At 58.3% G+C, this 10678-nt stretch carries 10 protein-coding genes; 6 read left to right on the top strand and 4 right to left on the bottom strand.

Annotation, left to right across the window (positions count from 1 at the left end; translation table 11 throughout):
* Positions 1 to 427: 427 nt before the first annotated feature.
* The gene (locus BDD16_RS22220) at positions 428 to 1645 is read left to right on the top strand and encodes an AAA family ATPase (RefSeq protein ID WP_218898220.1); all 1218 of its coding nucleotides are present in this window, start codon (positions 428 to 430) and stop codon (positions 1643 to 1645) included.
* A 1-nt stretch (position 1646) separates the two neighbouring features.
* Positions 1647 to 2768 (top strand): ParB/RepB/Spo0J family partition protein, encoded by a 1122-nt coding sequence (locus tag BDD16_RS22225; protein ID WP_179636320.1) that lies wholly within the window; start codon positions 1647 to 1649, stop codon positions 2766 to 2768.
* A gap of 451 nt (positions 2769 to 3219) precedes the next feature.
* Here the strand turns inward: BDD16_RS22225 and BDD16_RS22230 are convergent, their stop codons facing one another.
* Positions 3220 to 4230 carry an IS5 family transposase gene (locus tag BDD16_RS22230; RefSeq protein ID WP_179636321.1) on the bottom strand — a complete coding sequence of 337 codons (1011 nt, stop codon included), beginning with the start codon at positions 4228 to 4230 and terminating at the stop codon, positions 3220 to 3222.
* A 77-nt stretch (positions 4231 to 4307) separates the two neighbouring features.
* Between BDD16_RS22230 and BDD16_RS22235 the strand changes: the two genes are divergently transcribed.
* From BDD16_RS22235 to tnpB, 3 genes are all read left to right on the top strand, one after another.
* Entirely contained in the window at positions 4308 to 5006 is a 699-nt protein-coding gene (locus BDD16_RS22235; protein ID WP_179636408.1) for an IS6 family transposase, read from the top strand.
* Positions 5007 to 5309: 303 nt separating this feature from the next.
* Positions 5310 to 5441 (top strand): hypothetical protein, encoded by a 132-nt coding sequence (locus BDD16_RS23235; protein ID WP_259375454.1) that lies wholly within the window; start codon positions 5310 to 5312, stop codon positions 5439 to 5441.
* Entirely contained in the window at positions 5438 to 5569 is a 132-nt protein-coding gene (gene tnpB, locus BDD16_RS23440; protein ID WP_179636322.1) for an IS66 family insertion sequence element accessory protein TnpB, read from the top strand. The genes BDD16_RS23235 and tnpB overlap by 4 nt, the downstream gene beginning before the upstream one ends.
* Before the next feature lie 58 nt (positions 5570 to 5627).
* On the opposite strand, the gene BDD16_RS22245 is transcribed toward tnpB, so the two are convergent.
* The 3 genes from BDD16_RS22245 to BDD16_RS22255 all read right to left on the bottom strand — a co-directional run bounded on the left by BDD16_RS22245 (position 5628) and on the right by BDD16_RS22255 (position 8711).
* Positions 5628 to 6653, bottom strand: coding sequence for a nucleotidyl transferase AbiEii/AbiGii toxin family protein (locus BDD16_RS22245; RefSeq protein ID WP_179636323.1), 1026 nt, complete (start codon positions 6651 to 6653; stop codon positions 5628 to 5630).
* Positions 6646 to 7266, bottom strand: coding sequence for a DUF6088 family protein (locus BDD16_RS22250; RefSeq protein WP_179636324.1), 621 nt, complete (start codon positions 7264 to 7266; stop codon positions 6646 to 6648). The genes BDD16_RS22245 and BDD16_RS22250 overlap by 8 nt, the downstream gene beginning before the upstream one ends.
* 956 nt (positions 7267 to 8222) lie before the next feature.
* Positions 8223 to 8711 (bottom strand): hypothetical protein, encoded by a 489-nt coding sequence (locus tag BDD16_RS22255; RefSeq protein ID WP_179636325.1) that lies wholly within the window; start codon positions 8709 to 8711, stop codon positions 8223 to 8225.
* Between the two features lie 342 nt (positions 8712 to 9053).
* Here BDD16_RS22255 and BDD16_RS22260 point away from each other — a divergent pair, with 342 nt between their 5' ends.
* Complete coding sequence (locus tag BDD16_RS22260; protein ID WP_179636326.1) at positions 9054 to 10328, top strand: MobA/MobL family protein; 1275 nt, start codon at positions 9054 to 9056, stop codon at positions 10326 to 10328.
* Positions 10329 to 10678: the final 350 nt, after the last annotated feature.

A 10678-nucleotide genomic window follows, 5' to 3' on the forward strand; every position in this document is an offset into this window, starting at 1 on the left:
ACGAAAAAATCCGGGTAAAACCTGGACACTTGCACAAATTAGCCACTGACCGATCGATTCAAAGTACAAAAAATCAACGATTTTTCATATCAAGGAATGCCGGGTAGAACGCGGACAAGTCCGGGTAGAAGCAGTACGCAACCGGGAAAAGTCTGGACGAATCCGGGTAGAAGTTGGACAAATTTCTGAAAAAATCTTTGTAAGCTGTTGATTTTAAAAGGTTTTTTTAACTTCCAAGTCAGCTTAATCTCTTTAAGAAATTTGATTCTTTTAAACCCCCCGATAGAGACTTTTTCAAGTCAAAACAACAGCCCAAGACTCCGTGTCGCTTGGGCTAGACACAAAAGGACAGCCAGCATGTGCTGGTCCTTGAATTTTTGAAAACTCCGCGGACAATCGCAGACTCTGCAACAAGAACGCTGACATCATGAACATCAAACATGTTCCGTCTGGAGAGAGCCTACTCATCCACCGAGCTCCGATCCGCAGACAGTCGCTAGCTGACATCGAAGCCCAAGCAGCACGTATCGCAGCCATGATGGAACAGATCCGTGCGGCAATGCTGCCACCGGCATCTGTCAAGCACGCGCCTGTGGTGAGCGCTGCACAGCTCGCGGAACTTTGTGGAGTTGATAAAAGCAAGATCGCGTATCGGCTTACGCGTGGGGATCTGCCACAAGGCACTATGGTCGGGAACCGACGCGAATGGGCTATGTCGGATGCTCGAACAGTGGTCCGGGACTTTCGGCAAGAGCACATGCGCCCATCACAAGCTGCAGGAACGACCATTACCGTAGCCAACTTCAAGGGGGGCGTGGCTAAAACCACTTCCGCTGTCACATTGGCCCAGGGTCTTGCAATGCGCGGTCACCGTGTGCTTGTGGTGGATCTTGATCCACAAGGTTCAGCTACGACTTTGTTTGGGGTTCTCCCGGGCGCGGAGGTAGAACCAGAGCACACTGCGATGCTGCTGTTTTCTGGCGAACAAGAGGATTTGAGCTATGCGATCCGGCCGAGCTACTGGCCAGGTGTGGATCTTGTTTGTGCAGCTCCGCTACTCTTCGGTGCCGAGTTTGCTTTGCCAGCTCGGCAGACCAGAGATCCTGGATTCGAGTTCTGGCGCTGTCTCGACCGTGGGCTCGATCAAGCTCGAACAGACTATGACGTCATCTTGATCGACACCCCTCCGGCGTTGTCGTATGTGACGATCAACGCACTAATGGCTGCTGACGGGGTCATCATGCCTCTACCGCCGTCAGCGCTGGACTTCGCTTCTTCTGCACAGTTCTGGGATCTATTCAGTGATCTATGCAATCAACTGATTCGCAGTCGAGGGCAAGACAAGACTTTCGAGTTCATCGATGTTCTGCTGTCACGAGTCGAATCGTCAGATGCGGCCAGTTCGGTTGTTCGGCAATGGGTGCTTGAGGCCTATACAGACAAGGTGTTGCCGATCGAGATTCCAAAGACGTCGGTTGCGGCCACAGCTTCGGCCGAATTCGGTACTGTCTATGACCTCCCTCGTGGAGCCGTAAATTCGAAGACATTTGGTCGAGCTCGTGATGCATTCGATCGTATGTGTGAACTGATCGAACAGCAGATCGTGGCGGTGTGGGCAGCTCAGATTGAACAGATGGAGGTGTGAGATGAAAAGCAACAAGTTACTGGACAAAGCAGCCCGACTAGATTTCAGCAATCTGCCCAGAACGGTTCCTGCCGCAGAGGATGGCAATACCATTTCTCCTTCAAGCTTTGTCCCAAAACCTAAAACTGCTCCTGGGGCATTGATGGCTTTTGCCAACGATACCCGTTCCGAACTTCTCAAGGAAAACGAGACTTTGCGCGTTCGCGCGCAAGACTCGGAGGTGTTACGCAGCCGACTGGATGATGCTCTGAGTGATTTGCAGCAGTGGGATGGTGCCAAGGCAGCACGTTTGCTCGACCCTAATTTGGTACATCCAAGCCGCTATGCGAATCGGCATCCTGCCAGTTTCGAGGGAAGCGACTATCTCAAGCTCAAGACGGAAATTCAGGATGCGGGCGGGAATGTTCAGCCAATCAAGGTGCGGCCTATCCGTGGGGCTAAGAATGAAGTTTCCGAACGTTATGAAGTTGTTTTCGGCCATCGACGTCTTAAAGCTTGTCAGGAACTCGGCTTGCCTGTGCTTAGCTTGATTGACAACTTAGACGATCAGGCGCTGTTCGTGGAGATGGAACGGGAAAACCGGGCGCGAAAAGATCTTTCGGCGTGGGAGCAAGGCACGATGTACCGGCGTGCCTTAGACATGGGTTTGTTCCCTTCGAACCGCAAACTGTCAGAAGCGATTGGCGTTGATCTCAGTGCATTAGGTAAAGCCTTGGCTCTGGCTAATCTGCCGGAGTTTGTAGTCCAAGCCTTTCCGTCACCACTGACGTTGCAGTTTCGATGGGCTAAACCTCTGTCAGACGCAATTGCTTCTGATCCTGATCGGATACGTGCAGAAGCCAAGGCGCTGTCCAGTCAAACTGAAAAACTATCGGCCCGGGAGGTCTTCTCTCGTTTATCAGCCGTCCAATCAGCACGTCAAGAGAGGGGGGTGGAACCGTTCCACTCCCCCGTACGCGATTTGATCACATTCGGCGGTCGGGACGTCGCCTCAGTAGTCGTGCAGCAAGATGGGCGTGTCGATGTTTCGATTGAAGCCGGAGCTATGCCTGTCTCCGCCGAGGTGCTGCAATCACTCAAGAATGCCATCGTTGCAGTACTGAGAAGCAGTGCGACGTCTTAATTTCAAGAGGGTGGAACCGTTCCACCCCCTCTCCACTGCCAACGCTGAAATGCTCGGCATACGAAATTTGGATTCAATGTCCAGGTTTTACCCGGAAAAATGAATTGTGTGCGCACACGAATCACCAACTCGACGAACGGAAGCCGACCTGTTCGGCGGGGACTTCAAGCTGTCCGAGTACGTGCGCGTGATCCAGTTCTTCGCTACTGACCTTGCGCCGACAAGGTCAACTTGTTGGCCGTGTCAGGGCAGCGCTGGTCGGTCTGCAAGAATTGCAGGCATGAAATCCACCCCGAGGAAGTCGCCCGACGCTGCAGGGCGCTTCCAGAAACCGCCCCTGCAGCCCTGAACCCGGCCTACGCCTGCACAAATCCAGCGCGGGCAAGCAGTTGATGCCGGCTGCCAGCCGCTGCCCCCGCCGTCGCGGTGCCCCGCGACGGGGCTTTGCCTCTCACACGGGCCGCGCAGACGCACCTGCGCTCTTGACCAGCCACACCAGTCTGCGCGCGTTGTAGGCCGCGCACTGCAGCGTGATCGCCAGCGCATTGCGCGCCAGCGTCATCGCCCGCACGCACTTGCCGCCTTGCTGACTCAGCGCCGCGAACACATGCTCGACCCGTGCCCGCGTGCGGTTGATCGTCTTGTTGCGCTGCTTGAGTCGAACCTTGGCCGTCTGCCCAGGCTTGGCGCGGCGCGCGATGCCGTCGGCCAATCCGTGCTGCTGCAGCGTCTGGCGGTTGGCGGCGCTGTCGTAGCCCCGGTCAGCCAGCAGCCGCTTGCGCGTATTCGCCACCTGCAGCATGTCGGGCAGTTGCTGTCCATCGTCCGCGTTGGCCGCCGTGATCTTCATCTGTCGGATCAGCTTGTAGCGCGCGTCCACGTTGCCTTGCAGCTTGTAGCCGTAGTACGACTTGCCGTGCTTGATCGTCCAGCGTGCATCACGGTCGGTGTGCGCCAGGCGCTTCTTGCTCCAGCCCTCGGGCGCTTCCCCCTTGTTCAGCGCCTCGCGCTCCCGTGCGTTGGCCTGCGTGATCGGCGCCTGCACGATGCTGGCGTCCACGATCTGCCCGCCCCTCGGGATGAAGCCGTGCCGCTGCAACTGCTGGCTCAAGCTCTCGAAGATCGCCCGGCCGCCCAGCCCGCCTTCGGCCAGCCGCTGCCGGAAGTTCCACAGCGTGCGTGCGTCCGGGATGTTCAGCGCACCCTCCAGCCGGCAAAACCGCTGGAAGCTCAGCCGGTCGAGCACCTGGTGCTCGCACTGCTCGTCCGACAGGTTGTACAGCCCCTGCAGGAACACCATGCGCATCAGCACCTCGGTCGGGTACGGGGTACGTCCGCTCTTGCTGCAGTCTGTGCGAGGGCAAGCCTTGTCCACCGCCGCGGCCATCGCCGCGAAGTCGATCAGGTCGTCCGCGGCCTCGTCGGGGAAGAACCTCGATGGCTTGATGCGGAAAGTGATCATGGGGCGGCATCTTGCTGCAGCGTGCGGCTCAGGTGAAGGTCAGGGCCGGTTTCTAGAAGTGCCCTGCAGACAAGCCGATCTCGTATGCGGGATACCGATTTCCGCCGGAGGTGATCAGCTACGCGGTCTGGCTGTACTTCCGCTGTCCGCTGAGCCTGCGCATGGTCGAGGAGATGCTGGCGGCACGGGGCATCGAAGCGACCTACGAGACGGTTCGACGCTGGGCATTGAAGTTCGGGGGCGCCATCGCCCAGCGCATTCGCTCGAACGCGCCAGCGTGTGGCGACAAGTGGCATCTCGACGAGGTCGTGGTGACGATCAACGGCCACAAGCACTGGCTGTGGCGCGCGGTCGACCAGCATGGCGCCACGCTGGACGTGCTGGTGCAGAGCCGGCGTGACCGACACGCCGCCCGGCGGCTGATGCGCAAGCTCCTGAAGAAGCACGGTCGCGTACCGCGCGTGCTCGTCACCGACAAGCTCCGGAGCTACGCGGCCGCGAACCGGGATCTGGGGCTCGACCTGGACCACCGGCAGCACAAGGGGCTGAACAACCGGGCGGAGAATTCGCACCAGCCGACCCGGGTCAGAGAGAAGGTGATGCGGGAGTTCAAATCTGCACGGCACCTGCAGCGCTTTGCGTCCACCCATAACCAAGTGGCCAACCTGTTCATCCAGAGTCGTTACAACCGAGATGCGGCCGCCAAGCGGGCGGCTCGCAGCCATGCCTTGGGTCGGGCCAGTGGCGCCCAGACGTTCGGCGTCACAGGCGTGTGATGTTGGTCGACGTGGCGTCGGCGGCCGCCTCTCGACCTCGCCGTAGCAAGTTGACAGTACCCGAGCGGTCGTTCAAGGCGGAACTGGTCAGGCAGAGCCTGGAGCCTCGGTATCGGCCATTGCCTTGGCCGGCGGGGTCAATGCGAACTTGCGGTTCAAGTGGCGTCGGGATCACCTGCGTGCCAGCATGGCGAGCAGCGCTGCGCCAGCGTCGACCGTGTTGCTGCCGGTGCATGTTGCCCCGGGTGGCGATGACGGGGACTCGCCGCAGTGGAGTCGCCACCGGCATCGGCCTAGCCAGCCATGCCGGCCCACCGTACCGTGCGCGGCGGTGTCATTGAACTCGACATCGCAGGTGCGCAGTTGCGCCTGCGCGGCCCGGTCGACGAGGCCAGCCTGTGCAGCGTCCTGCGCGCGCTGCGCCAGAGCACATGATCGGCCCGCGTGCGGGCACCCGGGTGTGGCTGGCTGCCGGTGCCACGGACATGCGCTGCGGCATCGACAGCCTGGCATTCAGGGCGCAGGCTACGCTGGCAGCGGATCCATACGGAGGCCATGTGTGAGTTCTATCTGCGCAATCCGAGCGAGACAGAGGGGCAGCCCCGGGCTGAGGATGTCCGACTAAAGCGGAGCCACGGATGCGTTGTTGATCTGCACTTCCAGTTCCCGCAGTCGATCGACGATCGCACCGAACGATGGAGGCTCCCCGATGAACATTCCTGCGTCCACCATGTGCTGAAAGTCAGCTTGCAGCGCCACCAAGGCCGCACCGTCGGGAATCAGACGCAACTGACCCACCAGGCAGTCGTCGTACCGGGCGTATCCGGTGCTGTAGAACACCTTCTTGTGCCGGACGACATCGGCCAGCAAGTGGCGATCTGCCAGTGCAGTGTTCCCGTGTGGCAGCGCCGCCAGCCGTGCCAGGTCATACCAGTGGCGGGACAGCCGCTCGGCCTGGGTGCCGAATTCGCCGCGCTGACAAGCGACGTGCATCAGCGTGGCCTTTTCCCAGAACGTGCGCGCAGGGGACAGCACGCTCACCCGTGCGCCGGGAAAGGCGAGTTCGGGAAGTTGTGCGGCAATGTCTGGCTGGATGAAGTGCGACTCGTTGGGCTCGGTGATGTTGCGACCCCCGAACTCGATCAGCACGTTGTCGCTGATGTAGCCCCCCACGGCGTTGCCCAAGGCACTCGGGTAATGCACGCGGACGCATTCACCGTCGTCGCTCGCCTCGATGCGGGCACCGCCCGAGCCGCAGTCGGCCAGAAGCTGCGTCTCCAGAAAAGGGACCAGAACATGGTGAACGTGGTCACGCACGAAGGACTTGAGGCCCTCGCTGAACTGCTTCAGTTTCGTCTTCGACAGTCCTGCGGCGAATGGATCGACCGTGTTGTCCAGACCCCGGTAATCGAGGGTGATGTCCACGTCTTCGGAAAAGCGGTCAATGGCGCGGTAGACCTTGGACAGCGAGGTGCCGCCCTTGAACGCCATCGGCAGCCGTCCTGCGTGGGTGAACAGTGCCTGCAGCACCCAGCACACCCAGACATCCTTTTCCAGCACCACGGGCGCCCGGCCGAGCTGGGGTGCAAGCGCCCGGTAGATCTCCGAACGCTCCTGGGGCGTGAGCTGAAGGAAAGTTTCAGCCATGGGATTGCTGCCGCTGGTGGCGGAAGACGGCGTCGCTCATCCAGGCTGGCATGGCGCCGGTCGCGGCGGTCAGCGCCTCGAACTCGACCGAGGGCAACTGACACCGGATCTTCTCGATCAATGCGGGGGTCACCACCTTCTGGCCGAGGTACCACATCGCGGCCAGTGCCATCCCGGCGGGGCGGCCCGCCAACGCGAGCTTGCGTTGGCTGACATGCTGCAAGCGAATTTCCATGGAGCCGACACGGATGCGCCGTGACGGCCCCGAGGTAGAGAACACCGGTTGTGTCGGCACCTGGGTGGTCAGTTGAAGCCGGCGTGCGGCCTCGGCACCGTGCATCTGCAGGGTGGCTCCGGTGGTCTTGGCGAGGGTCTCTGCAACCGCCATCGGGTCGGGCATTACCCGGCCGACGAAGCGGTTCATCTCCGGGCGCACGAAGACACCGCGGGCGACCCTCGCGATGAAACCAGACTTCACCAGTCGAGAGAGCGTCTGATCGACGGTCGCTCGGGTGCCACACGCCAGAAGCACGGCGGGTGTGAACGGCTCACCGAGCGGCAGGCGTTCGATGTGCTGGCGGATCTGCGCGGCGGTGGTGAGGGAAGCCGTCATGTCAGGAAATATAAATGATTTTCTGACAACTGGTTCAGGATTCGACATCGAGTCACGATGGCCAGAGGTCTGATGTGCATAGAACGAGCGCTTAGCCTACGTGGCGGACGACCTTGATGACGCCACCACCGCGTTGCCGATGCACCTGAGCGGACAGCCAAGCGAAGAAGACCTCGGGTGTGGCTCTGATGGCGCACGCGGACCGGCGGAACCAAGGCGGATGGCGTTCTGGGTTGCAACTGCGCGAGAACGCGGGCAGGGCAGATCCTGATGCATGGGCACGTTGACTGACGCGCAGCGGTGCATCAAGGCCGGGGCGCTGTCGTCGGTGTGCGAAATCGAGGTGCGACCGAATGGGTGCGCCGTCATGTTGGGCGTGCTTACAGGGTGCCGGGTATATAAATATACTAACGTTCGAGATTGCTTCTCTAAATCGTGAATTCAGAAGACACTCAGCTTCTATTCATGGCGCGTTAGTGTATTTCACACTGATTTTCGAATTAGAGAATGACTCCGGCCAAGGTCAGCGATGGTTTGGTTCAGTCCAACTGCTATGAAGGTCAGCCAAGATTTTTTCTAAAAACAATGTTCTGGATCGATTCGCAACTTCACGACGTTCGGTCCTGCCAAATAGCGGATGGAGTGACTGAGACGCGTCCGAAAGCCGGGGGCTAGATGGGTGAAGCGCAGGGTAGATCGGACCTGATCAGCAACGGGTATGTCCGTCAGAATTGATAAAAGCGGTCTGAATGTAGGGCAATTGTCGCCCAAATTTGGCGTGATCCTCGTGGATTGACACCATCCTGAGCGGCCGCAACAGGAGTGCATGACCGTCGTTGTCAGGTTTGCGTGAAACCCAAGTCACGACTTCCGTGCGCCAAAGCAAAAATGATTTTGCGAATTCATCCAGAACCATCGAACCATTTTTGCTCCGGCCACTTCTCTCAGAAACAGGATCACCGAGATTTTTTGGGTGACTTGATCGATCGACCTAATTCCCCAAATTGTTCGGCAAGCTCAGGCTTGTTTGTTAGCCATAGCCATGGCTCTGGTGACTTTTGATGCAGCTTTTTAATATAGCCCAAAAAAATGTCAGGCGTGACCCAAGGAGCCATTTCCAAGGCTTTGATGGCAAGGCCCCACTGGACCAGATCGTGCGTCCGAATTTTCTCAGCCTCTTTCGCTTCATTTTTAGCCATCTCTTTTTGATGGCCTGCTTGCCGAGTATGAATGCCGATATTAATCTTGCCTGCCCGATGCAACAAATTTTCGATCCTTATCAACTGCCAGTATTCCAGGTCTTCGGATCTGCGCCGCGGTCCGTAGGCCAGTGCAATCATTCTGGATTGGTTGGGGGTCAGGTTCTTCAGTGCACGAACAAAGGGGAGGTGACGTGCTTCGAACTGGACAAGGCAGGGCTTAGGTTTAACAGTTTTTTCAGTCATGGGCAAAGTATACTGATGACCAGGCGTTCAGTGAGCTTTAAAACTTCAGGTTTTCAGTCATGGAATTCATCACACTTTGCTTGAGAAGTTCGTTTTCGCGTGCGCATGATGTGGCATCGACTTGTCTGTGCGCGTTGGTCGCGGTACCGGGTGTCTTGCGCGCAGGTATCAGGCAACGAGGGGGGCCGACAGCAGAAAGGGTGGACACCAATCGGAGGAGGTCTCGGGTGTGTGCGCACGTGAATGCCCACTTGTCTGTTTCTCCGGTGCCCGGAGAAACAGGTGTGCATGCAGCCGATCACCGCGCCCCAGGCTATTGTCAAGACAACCAGGAGTGGCAGCATGGCTGGTGAGTTTCACTGTCACTACAAAGCAGGGGAAACCGGTCATGCAGGTGCACATGCACGCTATATCGCCCGCTTGGACCGCTATGCGTCCCGATTGCGCGTGGAAAAGCTGGTGGCCACAGCATTCGGCAACATGCCCGTGTGGGCACGGCATGACTTCACAATTTTCTGGGATTGTGCTGATTTGTTTGAGCGGAAAAATGGCACACCCTATAGTGAAGTCGAAATAAATCTCCCGAACGAACTCTCATTTGCGCAGTGCATCCTGGTTGCACAGGAGGTTGCTTCAAGCATCTGCGGAACGCAGCATGGCTACACCTGGGCGCTTCATTTCAAGCAGAGCGACCTGACAGGTCAGGCCCACTTGGGCATGCACTTGATGTGGTCTGAACGTGCAGATGATCGTGTTCAGCGCGATCCTCAGCAATATTTTGGACGAGCCGCCCCGAAGGGGAAACCGCCTTCTTCAGGCGGCTGCCGAAAAGTGCGTGCGACGATGAACCGGAGCGAAAAGTCAGCATACGTGGAAGCGGTGCGGACCAAGGTCTGCAGAATCCTGAACAAGTACCTTGAAAAATTTCTCCATCGACATCGGTTTGACCACCGAAGTTTTGAACGGCGTGGCTTGGCGCGGATTCCAAAATCACACGTTCCTACCAGTCAATTGAAGCGCCTGTCGCTCGAAGAGCGCCGGCTCATCATCGAGCAGCAGCTTGTGCAAGAGGAATTGGCGCTTCTGGAAGCCCAACGCTTGGCCGCCGGCATCAAATCCGCAGGCAATGAATTACCATATGACGTGGCGGGTTGCCTTGAAGGTCTGACAGAAGCCGTGGAGCGTACGCGCGAAGCGCTGCAGATCGTGGGGGGGCCTGTCGAGTTCGAACCTGACCTGATCGAGCTTGAGAAAGCCATGGATGCGGCGCGCTTGCGTTTGATCGAGTGCGATCATGCTCGATCAATCATTGTCCGCTTGCCAGCACCGGCAGATATTGAGACACAGTATCAGCGCGTTCCCGAGCGGGGGCGTCCGATATTCTTGGATTTCAAGCGAAAATTACTGATGCGCCTGGGCTTGCCTTCAGACCCTGCTGTGCTGGCATCGCTGAGCGCGGATGCGAAAGCCCTGCCGGCTGCCTTCGAGTCCTATCGGCTTGCCTGCAAGGCATTTGAAGCGGCTGGCGGGGTTCTGCTACCCGAAGAGGACGCAGAGGACGCAGAGGACGGGGAGGACGGGGAGGACGGGGAGGATAAGGTCTTGCGTCCGAAGTGAATCTGCGGGTCATTCTGGCTGAATGAAATGATTCTCGGCCGTATGGCGGCGACCATGGGTGTCCTTCGTGACACCTGCGGCGATCGAGTTGATCAGGCCCGCACATTCCTGACTTCTTCAAGGATCGGTCCCGAGAGTCATTGCTCGGGTGACTTGGTGAGTTCTGCAATTTTGCAGATTTTTTGCAAAATTGCAGAACATGAGCCTCGCTCAACCGACCTGCGGAGCTTGAGACTGTGCAAGTCCGCGGCAATCTCTGCAAAATTGCAAATTTTCTGCAATTTTGCAAGGTATGGATCGTGCTTGTCTGACCAAGTGGAGCCCGGAGTTCTGCAATTTTGCAGATTTTT

It is taken from the genome of Sphaerotilus montanus, from assembly GCF_013410775.1.
Classification (GTDB): domain Bacteria; phylum Pseudomonadota; class Gammaproteobacteria; order Burkholderiales; family Burkholderiaceae_C; genus Sphaerotilus; species Sphaerotilus montanus.